A 16,521-nucleotide genomic window follows, 5' to 3' on the forward strand; every position below is an offset into this window, starting at 1 on the left:
AAGTGCTCCTTGCGATGCACCAAACATTACGGAGCCGCTGACCTCGCCGAATCACGGAAACGTGCCAGCGCCTCGGGCCGCTCCTCGACGGGCGCCTGGCCCTGGCCCAGCACCGCCAGGACCGTGCCGAGCTTCTCCCGCAGCGTCGGGTCGAGGTGCAGCAGGACGTACAGCAGCGCCCACGCCAACCCGATCACCTTCGCCCAGTCGTGCACTGCTCCGGAGAAGCTGAGCCACGGCTGCGCCGCGTAGACCGCCGCGAGCGGCAGGCCGGCGAACAGCGCGACCCGCAGGACCTCCGCCGCGACCGCCCGCCCGCCGCGCCGCACCGGCGCCGGCACCGCGACCGCCGCGGCGCGCCGCAGCCGGCCGAGCTCGCCGGTGGCGAGGGCCCCCGCGTTGTGCCGCAGCACCTCCTCGACCCGCCGCCACGCGTCGGCGGACGCGGGCGCGGCGACGAGGAACTTCAACTGCCGCACCGCCCTGGCCGCCCCCCGCCCGCCGTCGGCGAGCTGCCGGTGCGTGTCCGGGTCGACGAGCCCGAACGACGCCGGGAGGTCGTGCTCGACGGCGTACGCGATCCGCTCCAGCCGCTCCACCCAGAACCGCCGCCATTGCAGGTCGTTGCGCCGCCCGTGCTGCCGCAGCTCGCCGAGCATCGCGAGGGTCTCCGTCAGCGCGACGGCCCGCGGCGTGCCCCGCCGGTGCCGGCGCATCGCCCACGCCGCGACGAGCCGGCACGCGGCCGCCACGGCGAGCCGGACGGCGCCCATCGCCGCGACGGCGCCGAGCGTGGCACCGGCGACCGCCGTCCAGCCGTCGTGGCCCCGGTACAGCACCGTCCCGGCCAGCGCGAACCCGGCGATCAGCGGCACCGCCCGGGTGAGGACGACCCGGCGGTCGTCGGCCCGCGTGAAGCGGAACAGGATCCGGTTCAGCAGCAGGTACGCCGCGGCCGCGGCGACAGCACCGACGACCTTGCTGTCCGCGGCCGCGGAGAGGACGAGGAACGCGGCCGCGGTCGCCAGGTAGCCGGCGGTGAGCCGGGCCACGATGTTGACACGGTTCCACAGCAACGTGGCGGTCTCGACGTCCAGGGCGTAACTGTCGAGGATGGACCGCGCGGCCGGGTCGGCCGCAGGGACCGAGACGTCCAGTGTGGACAGCAGCGGGACGGTGCCGGTCCGCCAGGCGGCGAGGGCGGCCCGGTCCCCGCCGCGCATGCGCCGCCGGACCATCCACAATGGACCACCGGTGCGCCACCAGAGCGCGCGGCGTCGGGCGCGCAGCCGCTGTGGCACGGTCGCCGCCGGCCCGATCGCGTCCAGCGCGAGGGCCCACAGCCGATACTGCTCGAAGAGCGTCGACTCCTGCTCCCGGACGGGGAACGTGGCACGGACGGCCGGCGCCGTCGCCTCCAGGAGCTCGACCGCCGCCCGCGGGCGGCCCAGCCAGGCGAGCGCGGCGACCCGCCCGTCGACCACGTCGATGTCGTCGGGGTCCGCCGCCACGACGTCGTCGAGGCGGGCGAGGGTCTCCTCCTCGCGGTCGTCGAGGAACAGCCGCACCGCAAGCTCCTTGACGAGCTGCGGATCCTGCCCGCCGGCGGTGAGCACGTCGATCGCGGCCGGCTGACCCGCCCGCGCCTCGGCCCGCTGGGCCCGGTCCAGGACGCCGGCGGCGTGGGCGGCCGCGTCCATGAGCTCCGCGGCGGGGACGCTCGCCAGCGGGCCCAGCACCTCCTCGACGGACAGCGGCGCCCAGGCCGCGACGACCTCCTCGTCGCGGCGGTGCAGCCGGCGCCGCAGGGCCGGCAGCGGGCCACCGGTCCGCCACCACAGGAGCCGGTGCGGGTCCTCCGCGTCGAAGGCGCCGCACGCGGCGGCCGGCAGCCCGGCGTCGTGGTATGCCTGCGCCACGACCCGCCGCAGCGGCCGGGCGCGCGCGGCCTCGGCCGGCAGGCTGTCGGCGAACCGCACCGCCTCCGGCAGCCGGCGCATCCTGATGAGCAGCGTGCACTGGCGGACCAGCACCTGGATCGGACTCGGGTCGACGGCGAGCCGGCGGTGCAGCGCGAGCGCCGGCCCGGGCCGGTCGAGCCGCTCGGCGACCAGCGCGGCGCGGCGCAGCAGCAGCGGGTGCGTGGAGTCGCGGCGCAGCGCCTCGGCGAGGGCGGCCGCGGCCTCGGCCCGCCGGCCGCCGTCGAGGTGCGCGGTGGCGGCGTCGCAGGCGGCGAGCGCGTCGCGATCCTGTGCCGTGCCGTTCACGATCCGGGTCAGCAGCGCGCACATGTCCACCGCGGCGCGGGCGGGCGGGCCGGCCGCCTCGACGAGCCCGGCGAGGACGCGCTCCTCCTCGCGCCGCCGCCGCCGGAACTTCAGCAGGCCGCCGGTGCGCTCCCAGTGGCTCCGCAGACCGGCCGGGTGGGTGTCGACCGCCAGCACCGGCAGGTTCATCGCCTCGTACGTCTCCGCGCGCAGCGCCCGGCGCGGTGCGGTGCCGAGCACGGCGAGGGCCTGGACGAACCGTCCGTGGTCGCGCAGAGCGATGTTGCGGTCGGTGATCACGGCCTCGTCGTCGGGGGCGACCCGGTGGGCCTCGGCGAGCAGGGCGAGCGCGCATCCGTCCCAGCCGATCGCGAACTGCGCCGCGGCGAGCGCGCGCAGCAGATCGGGGTCTGAGGGGCCCGTGATCAGGGCCTCCGCCAGCAGGTGGGCGGCATCGGCGTGGTCGCCGGCAACAGAGCAGAGCTCCGCCGCTTCAAGGACCGCTGCCGGTCCAGTGCTCGACATGGCGGTAAGCATCGAGGGTCGCACGTGTTCAACGCGAGCGGTTCACCTGAAGTATCGAAATATCCGACCATCCGGTGAATGTTTCACGGCCGTCCAGCGTCGATACGTCCTCCGGTCGCCGGTTCGTTGCCATGCGCCGCTCACACACCGTGCAATCCAGGGCAGTGAATGCCTTCTGGAGAGAGGTTCCATGAATCGACGACGAAGACTGGCGCTCTGGCTCGCCGCGGCGGTCGCCGGAACGGGCACGGTGGTCATCGCGGCGGACCCGGCGGCCGCGCACGGCGCGATGATGGTGCCCGGCAGCCGGACCTATCTGTGCTGGAAGGACGGCCTGAACGCCACCGGCGCGATCCAGCCGAAGAACCCGGCGTGCGCGGCGGCGGTCGCGCAGAGCGGGCCGAACTCGCTCTACAACTGGTTCGCGATGCTGCGCTCCGACGGCGCCGGCCGCACGAGCGGGTTCATCCCCGACGGGAAGCTGTGCAGCGGCGCCGCGACCGTCTACGACTTCTCCGGCTTCGACCTGAACCGGTCCGACTGGCCGCTGACCCACCTCACGTCAGGCTCCACAATGGAGTTCGACTACAGTAACTGGGCTGCGCACCCGGGCACGTTCTCGTTGTACGTCACCAAGGACGGCTTCGACCCGACACGGCAGTTCAACTGGTCGGACCTGGAGTCCACGCCGTTCCTGCAGGCGACCAACCCGCAGCAGGTCGGCTCGCCCGGCACCAACGACGGGCACTACTACTGGACGGGGCGCCTGCCGTCCAACAAGTCGGGCCGGCACATCATCTACTCGGTGTGGTCCCGCTCCGACAGCACCGAGACGTTCTACGGCTGCTCCGACGTCATGTTCGACGGCGGCAACGGCGAGGTGACCGGCGTCGGCACCACCGGCCCCGGCCCGTCGACCTCGGCATCGGCGTCCACCTCTCCCAAGCCTTCCACGTCCAGCTCACCGCCGCCGGCCGGCAACGCCGGGTGCGCCGCCACGTACCAGGTGACCAACAGCTGGCAGGGCGGCTTCCAGGCCGACGTCAAAGTGACCAACTCCGGCACCGCACCGGTCAACGGCTGGCGCGTCGGGTGGAGCTGGACCGGCGGGCAGCAGGTGAGCCAGGGCTGGAACGCGACGGTGACCCAGTCGGGCGCCGCCGTCACGGCGACCAACGTGAGCTGGAACGGCACCGTCCCGGCGGGTGGCAGCACCAGCTTCGGCATGCTGGTGAACGGCGCCACGGGCAGCGCACCGCAGCTCAGCTGCAGCGCCAACGGGCAGAACCCGCCGCCCACGTCGCCGTCCGCCTCGGCGTCGGTCTCGCCGTCGGCGTCCACGTCGTCGGGTCCGCCGCCCGCCGGCTGCACCGGTGCCGCCTTCTGCGACGGCTTCGAGAGCCAGACCAGCGGCGGGGTGTCCGGCGCGTGGAGCGTCTCCAACGCCAACTGCTCCGGCACCGGCACGGCCACCGTCGACACCGCGGTCGTGCACAGCGGCAGCAAGTCGGTCCGCATCGACGGGAAGGCGGGCTACTGCAACCACGTCTACGTGCGGCCCACCAAGGACCTCAGCGGGCTGGGCTCGGTGTGGTACGGGCGGATGTACGTCCGTCACACGACGGCCCTGCCGGCCGCGCACGTGGCGTTCGCGGCGCTGAAGGACAACGCCGACGGGGGCAAGGACCTGCGCCTCGGTGGGCAGAACAGCGCCCTGCAGTGGAACCGTGAGTCCGACGACGCGACCCTGCCGGCGCAGAGCCCGTCGGGTGTCGCGCAGAGCCGCCCGCTGCCGACCGGGCAGTGGAACTGCGTGGAGTTCATGGTCGACGGCCGCGGGCTGCTCACGACGTGGCTCAACGGCACCGCCGTGCCCGGCCTGCAGGTCGACGGGGTGCCGACCGCCGACATCGACCAGCAGTGGCTGTCGAAGGCATGGGCGCCGCGGGTCAGCGACCTGCGGCTCGGCTGGGAGAGCTACGGCGTCGGCGACGACACCCTCTGGTTCGACGACGTGGCCGTCGGCGCGTCCAGGATCGGCTGCCTCAGCGCATAGCTGGGCCGCAGCGCGGCGGGGACCCCGGGGCGCCCGAAGAACCAGCCCTGACCGTAGTGGACCCCGAGGCCGGCGAGCGCGAGCGCGTCGGCCTCGGTCTCCACCCCCTCCGCGACGACCGTGGCGCCGCACCCGGCGGCCAGGTCGACCAGCGACCGGGTGAGCACGCGCAGCACCTGGTCGGTGCCGACGCCGGTGACGATGCTGCGGTCGAGCTTGATGACGTCGGGCTGGGTCAGCACGATGTGCCGCAGCGATGAGAACCCGGCACCGACGTCGTCGACGGCGAGCCGCATCCCGCCGCCGCGCAGCGGGGCGAGCGCCTGTTTCAGCAGGTCGTAGTCCTCGACCGGCTGGTGCTCCGACAGCTCCAGCACGATCCGGTCCAGCGGCAGGCGGCCCAGCAGGTCCAGGCACTGCGGCGTCAGCAGCGTGCCCGGTGAGATGTTCATGGCGACGTACCCGTGCACGCAGGCCAGGTGCTCCGCCGCCTTCCGCAGCGCGAGGACCTCCAGCCGGTCGCCGACGCCGATCTCGTGCGCCTCGGCGAAACACACGTCCGGCGGGCGCTGCCACGCCTGCGGGAAGCGGCTCAACGCCTCCGCCCCGATCCGCCGGCCCGTCGCCACGTCCACGATCGGCTGCAGCACCACTTGCGGCCCGCCCGCCTCGATGACCGGCCCGAGCCGGCCGCCGATCTCCGCGTGCAGCTGGCGCCGGCGGAAGTCCGGCTCGACGATCAGCGCGGCCGCCTGCGACAGCACCTCCATCAGCGCCTTGTCACGCTTCGACAGCTGCTTGTCGGCCCCGAACCCGGCCGCGCAGAACGTGCCGTAGACCGTGCCGTCGCTGAGCACCACCGGCACCGACACGTAGCTGCGCAGGCGGGGCATCCTCGCCGCCGGCAGCTTCATCGCCTCCGGGAACCTGGTGACGTCCGGGATCACCGCCGGCAGCCGGCCGTCCATGATGCTCTGGCAGAACGAGTTGGCCCGGGGGCGGGTCGTGCCGTCGCGGAACAGCATCGGCAGCGCCGACTCCACGACCTCCAGGTGCTGGGTCGTCTCGTCCAGGCGGGTCATGAACGCCAGGCTCAGCCCGAGCGCCTCGCGGGCGGTCTTGAGCAGCTCGGCGATCTGCCGGGCGGACTCGGAGCGGGCTCGTGCCATGTCCTGCACCGTCGGCGGCCGCCTCGGGGTCCTGAGGTTCTGTGGTGCAGGGCACGGTGCGGTTTGGTGACAGAGAGTCGATCGCTTTCCTGACGCCGGGCGCCGAACCGGATCCCTACCGTCATGCGGGACACCGATGCAGATGAGGGAATCATGGGACTTTTCAAGCAGTTCAAGGACATGCGGAACGTCGCCGCCGCCGCGCCGGGCATGGTCGCCCAGGCCCAGCAGACCAGCGCCGCCGCGCAGGCCTACGCGGCCCAGCAGCAGGCCACCTACGGCATGCAGGGCTACGGCGCCGCCAACGCCTACGGTGCCCCGGTCGCGACCGGTATCGCCGCCGACGACCCGCGGCTCGCGCCGATCGCCAGCGTCGACCTGGTGATGTACGCCCGCATCTCGAAGGCCGCCTCGCAGGAGGGCCTCAACGCCGACGGCGTGGTGCTGAAGGCGCAGTCCTTCGGCGTGCCCGCTTCCTCGTGGGACGAGGCCGCGGCCGGCTGGCCGGCCCGCATGCGTGGCGACACCCAGCTCGCCGTGCACTACGGCAACCTGTTCGGTCAGGTCTGACAGCCGTGGGCCTCTTCGGTGACCTGCGCCGGCTGAACCAGCAGGCACGGGCGGTCGACGCGACCTACGACCCGGCCGCCCAGATGCGCGCCGGCATGGCGCAGATGCAGCAGGCCCAGCTCAGCATGCAGGCGCAGACCGCGAACCTGGAGCTGGAGCTGATCGGTACACCCGGCGCGGCGACGATCCTCGGGCTGGTCGACACCGGCACGCGGATCAACATGGTGCCGCTGGTGCGCCTGAACCTGCTGGTCGAGCACGCCGGCAAGCCGCCCTACCCGGTGACCGTCGAGACGATGCTGCCGTTGCACGCGTCGGCGCAGGCGGGGATCGGGCAGCGGGTGTCCGTGAAGGTCGACCCGTCACGCGCGGAGCGGGTGCTGGTCCGCTGGGGCCTGCCCGTCTGAGTCCGCTGTTCCGCCGGTGTACCGGTTGCGCCGTTCCACCGCTGTTCCTGGTTTGCGCTGTTCCGCCGGTGTACTGGCTGCGCTGTTCGCCGTTTCGCTGGTGCTTGTGTACCGCTTTTGCTTGTGCACCGTTTGGGCCCCCGGCACGCCGGCCGGGGGCTGCTCAGCGTCCGCTTCTGCGGCCGACCCTGGTCTGCGCGGAGAACGCCGCGGCGCCGGACGGCCGTGCGGTCGCCGCGGTGCCTCCGGTCTTCGGGGCGCCTCCGCCGGCCGCGGTCTCCCGCTGGCCCTCTCGCTGCCCTTCGCGGTGGGTGGCGGGGCGCCGTCCGTGCCGGCGACCGCTGCCCGCGTCGCCGGCCTCGCCCCCGGCTCGGCGTGCCGTGGTGTCGCTGCCCCGGTTTGCCGTGGCGTCCCCGCTCCGGCGGCCGGTGCCGTCTCCGGCGCGGCGTGCCGTGGTGTCGCCACCCCGGGTCGCTGTGGCTTCCCCGCTCCGGCGTGCCGCCGCGGCGCCGCCGCGGGCCGTCGCTTCCTCGCCGCCGCGTGCCTTCGGCTCGCCGCCGCGCGCGCTTCCGCCCCGGCGTCCGGTCCGGCCGGGGCCTTCCGCGGCGAGCGCGGTGCCGCGGCGGGTGGGGGAGGCGGGGGCTGTGATCGTACCGGCGACGCTTGGGCTTGTGGCACTTTCTGCCGCGCTGCCCGCTCCACGGCGGCGACCCGAACGGCGGCGACCCGCGGTGCGCGGGGTGTCGGTGCCGTCCTCGGCCCTGGCGCGACCCTGCTGCCGCGGGACGGTGACCGGCTCGGCGGGCGGCTCGTGGAACGTGCGCACGCCCGGGGCCAGCTCGGTCAGCAGCGAGTCGCCGGGGCGCAGCCTGGTGATCGTCGGCTTGATCCCGGCCTCGCGGGCCAGCTGCCGCACGTCACCGGTCTGCTTGTCGGTCATCAGCGTGACCACGGTGCCGCTGGCACCCGCCCGGGCCGTGCGACCCGACCGGTGCAGGTAGGCCTTGTGCTCCGCCGGCGGGTCGGCGTGGATGACCAGCGCGACGTCGTCGACGTGGATGCCCCGCGCGGCGATGTCGGTCGCGACCAGCGTGCGGGCGCTGCCGTCGGAGAACGCGGTCAGGTTCCGGTCGCGGGCGTTCTGCGCCAGGTTGCCGTGCAGCTCCACGGCCGGCACACCCGCGGCGACCAGCTTGCGCGCGAGGGTCTTCGCGCCGCGCTTCGTGCGCGTGAACACCACGGTCCGCCCGGGCGCGGCGGTCAGCTCGACCAGCACCGGGAACCGGTCCTCGTCCCGCAGGTGCAACACGTGATGGGTCATGTCCACCGGCGGCGCCGCCACCGGGTCGACACTGTGCGTGACCGGGTCGCTCAGGTAGCGGCGGACGAGCACGTCGACGCCGGCGTCGAGCGTCGCCGAGAACAGCAGGCGCTGCGCGTCGGCGGGCGTCGCGTCCAGCAGCCGGCGGACCACCGGCAGGAAGCCCAGGTCGGCCATGTGGTCGGCCTCGTCCAGGACGGTGACCTCGATGTCGTCGAGGCGCGCGTGACCGGACCGCACGTGGTCGTCGAGCCGCCCGGGGCAGGCGACGAGCACGTCGACCCCGGCACGCAACGCGGCGATCTGCGGGTTGGCCCCCACCCCGCCGAACACGACCTGCGTGCGCAGCGACAGTGCCTGCGCGAGCGGGGCCATCGCGGCCTCGACCTGCGTCGCGAGTTCTCTGGTCGGCACGAGCACCAGCGCCCGGGGGCGTCCGGGGCGTCGCGGTGCCCGGCTCGCGGCGAGCCGGATCAGCACCGGCAGCACGAACGCATACGTCTTCCCGGAGCCGGTGCGACCCCGCCCGAGCACGTCACGACCGGCGATCGCGTCCGGCAGCGTGGCCGTCTGGATCGGGAACGGCTCGGTCACGCCGCTGGCGGCGAGCGCGGCGACGAGCGGTGCCGGGACGCCGAGATCGGCGAAGGTCGCCGACGAGGATGCAGGGATGAGGCGGCGGACCGCCATGAAGTCTCCGAACGTCTGAGGGGTCGTCCTGCCCGGCGCTGACAGTGGTGGTCGCGGCGCGGGGGCCGACGGTGCGGACCCATCGTACCCGAGACGATCACCTGGTTTGCGGCTCGGACGGTCCGGGTAGCTGCCAATCCATGGCAGACATCGATGTCCGGACCGCGGCCACCTACGCGCGGAAGGCGCCCGATGAGCGTCCGCTGCGGGGGTACGCCACCGTCATGGCCGTCTTCGGCGCCGCCGTCGCCACGGCCGCCGGTGTTGCCAAACTCACGGGAAAGCGGCTCCCCGAGCGCCCCGCACCGGCCGACGTGGCCCTGCTGGCCGTCGCCACCCACAAGCTGTCCCGGCTCATCACCAAGGACGCCGTCACCAGCCCGCTGCGCGCCCCCGTCACCCAGTTCGAGAGCGCCGCGGGCTCCGCGGAGGTCAACGAGACCCCCCGCGGCCACGGCGTCCAGCACGCCCTCGGCGAGCTCCTGACCTGCCCGTTCTGCACCGCGGTCTGGGTCGCGTCAGGCCTCGGCGCCGGCCTCGTGTTCGCCCCCCGCGCGACCCGCTTCGGCATGGCCGTGGCGTCCGCGATCGCCGGCGCCGACTTCCTGCACCTGGCCTACTCCGCCGCGAAGAAGGCCGCCGGCTGACCTCCGCTCACTGCTTGGTGGAGTCCCCGCCCCCGGTGTGCTGCTGCGCGGCGTCGACGGCCTTCTCGATGTGCTCCGTGTGCTTGCCGCCGGTCTTGTCGTCGACGATGTCGCCCACCTTCTCCAGCGCGGCGTCAACCTTGTCGTCGTGCTGGTCGGCGAGGTCCTTCACCCTGTCGAAGAAGCTGTTCATCGCTCGTCCCCCTTGTCCGTTTTCCGTGCTGTTCCCGTACTCGTGCCACTGTGCCACGATCATGCCCGACCGCCCTCCCCAGGTCACCCGTCCGGCGCGGTTCGCTTCCACCCGGCTGCCTCGACGCGCTGCCTCGACGCGCTGCCTCGACGCGCTGCCTCGACGCGCTGCCTCGACGCGCTGCCTCGACGCGCTGCCTCGACGCGCTGCCTCGACGCGCTGGCCCGGGGTGCTGGCCCGGGGTGCTGGCCCGGGGTGCTGCCTCGACCTGCTAGCTCGACGTGCTGGCCTCGGTGTGCTGCCTCGACGTGCTGGCCCAGCGCGCTGCCTCGACCTGCCAGCACGCCGACGCGCTGGCTCGACGCGCTGGCTCGACGCGCTGGCCCAGCGTGCTGCCTCGACCTGCTAGCCCGACGCGCTGCCTCGACGCGCTGGCCCGGCGTGCTGCGTCGGCGTGCTGGCTCGACGTGCTGCGTCGGCGTGCTGTCCCGGCGTGCTGGCCCGGCGGCGTGCGAGGCGACGATGTTGCCCACACCCCCATCGGCGCCTAGTGAGGCCGCGTCGTCATCCAAGGCCGCAGCGCCACGCCGGTCGCCTCCTCCACCGCCGCCCGCATCTCCTTCGGGTCGTGATGCGCCGGCAGGTCCTCCATCGCCACCTGCACCGCCCCGGTCACCGCCCCGACGAAGGCCCCGACCAACGCCCCCGCCCTGACCCGGTCCAGCTGCTCCGGGAACGCCTCGGCCAGATGCGCCGCGATCTGCTGCTGGGCGTCCAACTGGATCTGTAGCGCCCGCCCCCGCACCGCCGGCACCTCCCGGATCAGCCGCAGCCGTAACGCCGCCAGCCGGTCGGTCAGGTCGTCACTGTCGACGCCGGTCAGATACAGAGCACGGATCAGCACCTCGACCGGCGTGTCCTCCGGGTCGCGGGCGGCTATCGCGTCGACCGTCGCCTGGACCCGGCGGTCGCTCTCGGGGAACAGCAGCTCCTCCTTGCTCGCGAAGTAGCTGAAGAACGTGCGCGTGCCGATGTCCGCCGCTGCGGCGATGTCGGCCACGGTCGTGCGCTCGTAACCGTCCCGCTCGAACAGCTCGGTCGCGGCGTCGACGAGGGACTGCCGGACTCGGGCGCGTTTGCGGTCACGCAAGCTCATGCCGACATCGTACCGCATCAACTGCCGACCCGCACTCATTGCAATTCCGCACTGGATGCAGCTATCGTGGTGGCATGACTCCTCCCACCGTCCTCATCTCTGGCGCCGGCGTGGCCGGCCCGACACTCGCCCACTTCCTGGCCCGCGGCGGGTTCCGGCCCACGATCGTCGAGCGCGCGAGCGGCCTGCGCTCCAGCGGCAATCCGGTCGACGTGCGAGGCCCGGCGCTGCCCGTGGCCGAGCAGCTGGGCATCATGCCCCAGCTGCGGGCCGCCGCCACCCACGCCACCTCGATGCTCGTCATCGACGCCAAGGGCCGTCCCGCCGGCCGCGTCCCCATGCCGAGCTCCAAGAGCGCGGCGGGCAACAGCGAGGTCGAGCTTCCCCGTGGCGCCCTCGCCGCGATCCTGCAGGAGGCCGCCCGCGGCGACGCCGAGCTGCTGTGGGACGACACCATCACGTCGGTGTCGCAGGACGCGAGCGGCGTCGACGTCACGTTCGAGCAGGCGGCTCCGCGCCGCTTCGATCTCCTCGTCGGCGCCGACGGCCTGCACTCCGCGGTGCGCCGGCTCGTCTTCGGTCCCGAGCGCGAGTTCGTGCGGCACATGGGCGTCTGGGTGGCGACGATGCCGCTGGACGAGCCGGCCGACCATCCGCACGACGTGCTGATGCACAACACGCCCGGCAGGCTCGTGTCGATCCATCCGTCCACGGGCCGGGCGATGGTCGCGTTCATCTTCCGCGGTCCGATGGTCGACGGCTTCGACCACCGCGACACCGCCCAGCACAAGCGCATCGTCACGGACGCCTATGCGGGCGCCGGCTGGCGGGTCCCCGAGCTCCTCGCCAGGCTGCAGGCGACACCCGACCTCTATTTCGACTCCGTCAGCCAGGTCCGCCTGCCGTCCTGGTCACAGGGGCGGGTGACGCTGCTCGGCGACGCGGCGTCCTGTGTCTCCCTGTTCGGCGACGGCTCGAGCCTCGCCATGGCCGGCGCGCACACCCTCGCGACCGCGCTCGCGGCGAGTCCGTCCGACCATGCGTCGGCGTTTTTGGCGTACGAGGCAGCTCACCGCACCCGCACCGACGCCAAGCAGCGCGCCGCCGGCCTCGCCGCGACGATGCTGATCCCGAAGACGCGGCTCGGCATCGCCGCCCGCAACGTCGCCGCCCGCGTCCTGCTCTCGCACGCCTGATCAACCGACGGGCGGCCGCAGGCCGACCCCACCAGGCTGCGGCCCGAACGATCTCACCACTGCTCTTGGAGGTGTCAGGTGTGCATCGCGGCGATCGTGTCGGCGGCGGCGAGCATCTGGGCGGCCAGCGGCTGGAGGCCGACCTGGACCAGGACGAGGCCCGTCGAGACGCGTTCGACGACACCCCACTCCCAGATCGCCGTCTCGTCGAGGCCGGTGCGGGCCGCGAGCCAGCGCGAGCGGTCACGGGGGTCGGCCGCCATCAGCTCCACCGGGTCTTCGCGCATGATGACACCGAGGTCGTATTCCGCCTCGACGAGCAACCCGTCAGGGTCGACGAGGCGGAAGCCGTCGGGGGCGCGCAGCGTGTTCCACTCGTGGACGTCGCCGTGGACGAGGACGGCCCGTTCGTCGTCGTGGGCAGCGACGCGACGCTCGGCGCAGGCGAGTGCGTGCGCGACGGTGCGTTCGGCGCAGGGCCGGTCCAGCCGCTCCCACGCCCCGGTGATGAAGGTCGTGAGCCACGCGCCCTTCGCCGCCCCGGTCGGCAGCCCGGCGTCCGGCGCCGGCCGCCACACCTGGCTCGCGACGTCGCAGAGGATCTCGTGGCGCGTGGTGACCGGCAGCCCCAGCTCGAAGAGGCTCGGTCCGAGCTTCTCCAGCAGCAGCGCGTCCTGGGCGACGTCGTGCCGCAGCAGCCGCGCGCACCCGTCGCCGCCCGCGAGCCGCAGCACTGTCACCTCGTTGGCCGCGGCGTTGCCCGCCCGCGGCACGATCAGCTTCAGGACCGCGGGCGTGCCGTCGGTCATGGTGGCGTCGGCGACGAAGGCCTCGGTGGCGTCGGTGTACACCCGCCCGACGCGGATGGCCCAGTCCGCCTCGATGTCGGCGACGAGCTCGGGCAACCGTCGCAGCCAGGCGTGTGCCCCGGCAGCTTCCGCCTTCGCCCGTACCGTCGCCGGCAACGCCTCGTCGACCCACCTCGGCGGCCTGTTGTCCGTGCTCGTCACGGTCCGGTCCTTCCTGTGCCGTCCGCACCTGGCACCACCGGCGTCAGTCGCCGACCGGCGTCGGTCGCGGCCGGTGTCGCGGCAGCGGGCGCGGCTCCGGGCGGTTCGTCCGTGCCGGCCGCCTGAGCTGCTCGGTCGACGCGGCCCGGCCGCTGCGATCCGTTCGGGACGGGAGGTGCCTCCATCGGTCGGAGCCTGCCCGCCGGCCGGGCCGCGGGCAACCGCAATACGGCGCCGCTGTGACGAGGGCCCGGCGCTTGGCGGGGTGGCACGGTCAGGTGGTGGCTCGCAGGACGAACCCGCCGCCGTCGCGGTTGCCGATGGTCAGGGTGCCGCCGGCGGAGTCGACGCGTTCGCGGAGGCCGGCGAGGCCGTGGCCCGGCGAATCGAGGTCTGCGTGGCCGGCCGGGTCCCGGGTGGCAGCGGCCCGGGTGGAGGCGTCCGTCGCGGACGCCGACGCGGCGGACGGGCGGGTGGTGGGGCCGCGGCCGTCGTCGCTGATCTCGACGGCGTTGTGCTCCAGGCGGATCCAGCAGTGTTTCGCGTCGCTGTGACGGATGACGTTGGTGACGCCCTCGCGGACGACCCAGGCGAAGAGCTGCTGCCGGGCAGGGTCGGCGGCCTCGGCGGTGAGCGGCACCTCGGCCTCGATGCCGGCGGCGTCCAGGGCGCTGCGCGCCGAGGCGAGCTCCGTGGCCAGGGACATCTCGCGGTAGCCGGAGACGGCGGCGCGCACGTCGACGAGGGCCTCGCGGACGAGGCGTTGGATGTCGGTGAGCTCGGCCTCCGCGCGGTCGGGGGCGATGCGGACCAGCCGGGCGGCGAGCTCGCTCTTCACGGAGACGACGGTGAGGGAGTGGCCGAGGAGGTCGTGCAGGTCGCGGGCGAAGCGGTTGCGTTCGGCGGCGACGGCCAGCTGGGTGATCTCCTCGCGGGCCTCGGCGAGCTGGGCGTTGCGCTGCACGACGCGGGTGACGCCCCAGACGGCGAGGGCGGCGACCAGGACGGCGAAGGTGAGGTCGATGCCGCCGTCCCAGCCGGGCACGAGCTTCGGCAGGGCGGCGGCGCACGCGGCGGCGCTGAGGACGACGGTCCAGGCGAGGCGCGGGCCGAGCGAGAACACGGCCATGACGCCGACGTAGACCAGCGCCGTGAGGCCCGATTCGCCGACGATGAGCGTGAGCGCCGCGGTGAGGGCGATCATGACCCCGAGCCGCCACGCCGCGGAGGGAAGGACCATGGGGGCGCCGGTGCGTCGCATCGCGGCGCGGGCGGCGACGAACGACATCAGGTAGAGCACGCAGAAGGCGAGCGCCGCGGTGAGGCCGGCGACGCGCTCCCAGACCTCCGGGCGGCGCCAGGCGTCGCCGATGGGGCCTGCCATGTAGAACAGCCAGACCGCGGCCCACAGCCAGAAGAACCTGGGTGCGGACCGGCGGCTGGTTGGGTCACTCATGACGGACACGGTACCGACGACTCAGGCGCGGGCGGTGTCGACGCGGAACCGGCGCAGCGCGACGAGCGCCAGCACGAGCGTCCAGCCGCCGAGGACGAGGATGGCCTGGACGTCGATGTGGCCGTGGTCGAGCGGGCTGCGGGCGACCTGCCCGGTCCAGTAGGAGGGGGTCAGCTTCGCGATCTGCTGCATGAAGCCCGGCATGAGCGAGACTGGCACCCAGAGCCCGCCGAATGCGGCGAGGGTCAGGTTGAGCAGCGCGGTGACCTGCTGGACGCCGTCGGGCTTCGCGAGGTAGCCGATGACGACGCCGAGCGCGGCGAAGGGCAGCGCGGACAGCCAGGCGCCGACGAAGCACAGCACCCACTCGGTCGCGGTGAGCCTGATGTGCAGGCCCAGGGCGCCGACGAGGAACGTGACGAGGGCCGGTGGGATGGCGACGAGCAGCGCGACGATGACCTTGTTGGCGACGTACCCGCCGGGGGACAGGGGCGTGAGGCGCAGGGTGCGGTTCCAGCCGAGGCCGCGCTCGACGGCGATGGTGCTGCCGCTGGTGAGGGCGGCCGTCATGGCGCCGAAGAGGGCCATGCTGACCATGACGTACTTCTTGGCGTCGGCGTCGCCGCCGACGGAGACGCCGCCGATGATGAGCAGGAGCAGGGCCGGCATGAGCATCGAGAAGATGACGACGCGCTTGTTACGGACGAGACGGACGATCTCCATGCGGAGGTAGGTCGTGTTCACTTGCTGCTCCCGGCGGCGGTGAGGGCGATGAAGGCGTCTTCGAGGTTGCGCGCGGTGACTTCGACGTCGCGCGCGTCGGTGGAGTTGAGCAGGGACCGCAGGGCGGTGTCGGAGTCGTCGCAGTGCAGCATGACGACGTCGCCGCGGGTCTCGACCCGGTCGACGCCCGGCAGGGCGGCGAGGCCGACGAGGTCGGCGCCGGGGAGGGTGGCGCGGATCGTCCGTCCGGTCACGGCCGCCTTGATCTGGGCGGCGGTGCCGTCGGCGATGACCTGGCCGGAGCGCAGGAGCACGATGCGGTCGGCGTAGGCGTCGGCCTCGTCGAGGTAGTGGGTCGCGAAGAGCACCGTGCGCCCCTGTGCTGTCTCCTGCCGCATCGTCGTCCAGAACCCGCGACGGGTCTCGACGTCCATGCCGGTCGTCGGCTCGTCGAGGACCAGCAGGTCGGGGTCGGCGACGAGGGCCATCGCGAAGCGGATGCGCTGCTGCTGCCCGCCGGAGAGGCCGCCGACGCGCTGGTTGGCGAACTCGGCGACCCCCGCGCGTTCGAGGACCTCCGGCACCGGACGCGACCGCTGCTGCAGGGCGGCGGTGAGGCGCACCGTCTCGCCCGCGGTGAGGTCCGGCAGCAGGCCGCCGCTCTGCAGCAGCGCGCCGACGGTGCCCTTCGCGATCGCCTTCGCCGGGGACTGCCCGTCGAGCAGGACCGTGCCCTCGTCGGGGCGCAGGAGGCCGAGCAGCATGTCGATCGTCGTGGACTTGCCCGCACCGTTCGGGCCGAGGAGCGCGACGACCTCGCCGCGTCGGATCGTGAGGTCCAGCCCGTCCACGGCGGTGAGGGCACCAAACCGTTTCGTGAGGCCGGTCAACTGGACTGCTGCGTTCGTCATGCCAGAAGCATCGCCGGGCATCCACCCCGGCGGATCTGTCCGGCGTCACCCGCGACCCCATGACGGATGTCATGCCGGGGTGCATGCCGGATCACCCGAGGACCCTGACACGCGTCCATCGGGCAAATATTTCGTATCGTTATCATTGCGTCCTCGCCCGTTTCATCCGCTTGTGTACCGATATCTGACGACTCATGTAGCCACCTTCGACGTAGATGTCGGTC

General features: G+C 73.4%; 12 protein-coding genes and 3 pseudogenes. 6 read left to right on the forward strand and 9 right to left on the reverse strand.

What is annotated here, in order from left to right; translation table 11 throughout:
• Window positions 1-26: 26 nt before the first annotated feature.
• Entirely contained in the window at window positions 27-2,792 is a 2,766-nt protein-coding gene (locus ABD332_RS23870) for a hypothetical protein (RefSeq protein ID WP_344504289.1), read from the reverse strand.
• 190 nt (window positions 2,793-2,982) lie between these two features.
• Here ABD332_RS23870 and ABD332_RS60465 point away from each other — a divergent pair.
• Window positions 2,983-4,071 (forward strand): annotated as a pseudogene (locus ABD332_RS60465) (lytic polysaccharide monooxygenase); the annotation flags it as partial.
• Between the two features lie 174 nt (window positions 4,072-4,245).
• Window positions 4,246-4,848: pseudogene (locus ABD332_RS60470) on the forward strand (cellulose-binding protein); the annotation flags it as partial.
• Here the strand turns inward: ABD332_RS60470 and ABD332_RS23880 are convergent.
• On the reverse strand, window positions 4,770-6,017 hold the full coding sequence (locus ABD332_RS23880) for a sensor domain-containing phosphodiesterase (protein WP_344504291.1): 1,248 nt from the start codon (window positions 6,015-6,017) through the stop codon (window positions 4,770-4,772). The pseudogene ABD332_RS60470 and the gene ABD332_RS23880 overlap by 79 nt on opposite strands.
• 153 nt (window positions 6,018-6,170) lie before the next feature.
• On the opposite strand from ABD332_RS23880, the gene ABD332_RS23885 reads away from it, so the two are divergent.
• Together ABD332_RS23885 and ABD332_RS23890 are read left to right on the forward strand one after the other, a co-directional pair.
• Entirely contained in the window at window positions 6,171-6,587 is a 417-nt protein-coding gene (locus ABD332_RS23885) for a hypothetical protein (protein ID WP_344504292.1), read from the forward strand.
• 5 nt (window positions 6,588-6,592) lie between these two features.
• Entirely contained in the window at window positions 6,593-6,994 is a 402-nt protein-coding gene (locus tag ABD332_RS23890) for a hypothetical protein (protein ID WP_344504293.1), read from the forward strand.
• A gap of 649 nt (window positions 6,995-7,643) precedes the next feature.
• On the opposite strand, the pseudogene ABD332_RS23895 reads toward ABD332_RS23890, so the two are convergent.
• Window positions 7,644-9,005: pseudogene (locus ABD332_RS23895) on the reverse strand (DEAD/DEAH box helicase); the annotation flags it as partial.
• Between the two features lie 140 nt (window positions 9,006-9,145).
• Here ABD332_RS23895 and ABD332_RS23900 point away from each other — a divergent pair.
• Window positions 9,146-9,652, forward strand: coding sequence for a DUF1360 domain-containing protein (locus ABD332_RS23900; RefSeq protein ID WP_344504294.1), 507 nt, complete (start codon window positions 9,146-9,148; stop codon window positions 9,650-9,652).
• A gap of 7 nt (window positions 9,653-9,659) precedes the next feature.
• Here ABD332_RS23900 and ABD332_RS23905 read toward each other — a convergent pair whose 3' ends face one another.
• On the reverse strand, window positions 9,660-9,845 hold the full coding sequence (locus tag ABD332_RS23905) for an antitoxin (protein WP_344504295.1): 186 nt from the start codon (window positions 9,843-9,845) through the stop codon (window positions 9,660-9,662).
• Window positions 9,846-10,392: 547 nt separating this feature from the next.
• Complete coding sequence (locus ABD332_RS23910) at window positions 10,393-11,001, reverse strand: TetR/AcrR family transcriptional regulator (protein ID WP_344504296.1); 609 nt, start codon at window positions 10,999-11,001, stop codon at window positions 10,393-10,395.
• 74 nt (window positions 11,002-11,075) lie between these two features.
• Here ABD332_RS23910 and ABD332_RS23915 point away from each other — a divergent pair, with 74 nt between their 5' ends.
• Complete coding sequence (locus ABD332_RS23915) at window positions 11,076-12,197, forward strand: FAD-dependent monooxygenase (protein ID WP_344504297.1); 1,122 nt, start codon at window positions 11,076-11,078, stop codon at window positions 12,195-12,197.
• 74 nt (window positions 12,198-12,271) lie between these two features.
• Here the strand turns inward: ABD332_RS23915 and ABD332_RS23920 are convergent, their stop codons facing one another.
• The 4 genes from ABD332_RS23920 to ABD332_RS23935 form a co-directional block, all read right to left on the reverse strand.
• Window positions 12,272-13,207, reverse strand: coding sequence for an aminoglycoside phosphotransferase family protein (locus ABD332_RS23920; RefSeq protein WP_344504298.1), 936 nt, complete (start codon window positions 13,205-13,207; stop codon window positions 12,272-12,274).
• Between the two features lie 274 nt (window positions 13,208-13,481).
• Window positions 13,482-14,663 (reverse strand): sensor histidine kinase, encoded by a 1,182-nt coding sequence (locus tag ABD332_RS23925; RefSeq protein ID WP_344504299.1) that lies wholly within the window; start codon window positions 14,661-14,663, stop codon window positions 13,482-13,484.
• 21 nt (window positions 14,664-14,684) lie between these two features.
• Complete coding sequence (locus ABD332_RS23930; protein ID WP_344504300.1) at window positions 14,685-15,407, reverse strand: ABC transporter permease; 723 nt, start codon at window positions 15,405-15,407, stop codon at window positions 14,685-14,687.
• Complete coding sequence (locus tag ABD332_RS23935; RefSeq protein ID WP_344504301.1) at window positions 15,404-16,297, reverse strand: ABC transporter ATP-binding protein; 894 nt, start codon at window positions 16,295-16,297, stop codon at window positions 15,404-15,406. The genes ABD332_RS23930 and ABD332_RS23935 overlap by 4 nt, the downstream gene beginning before the upstream one ends.
• Window positions 16,298-16,521 lie beyond the last annotated feature (224 nt).

Source organism: Dactylosporangium maewongense, assembly GCF_039531485.1.
GTDB classification, from domain to species: Bacteria; Actinomycetota; Actinomycetes; order Mycobacteriales; family Micromonosporaceae; genus Dactylosporangium; species Dactylosporangium maewongense.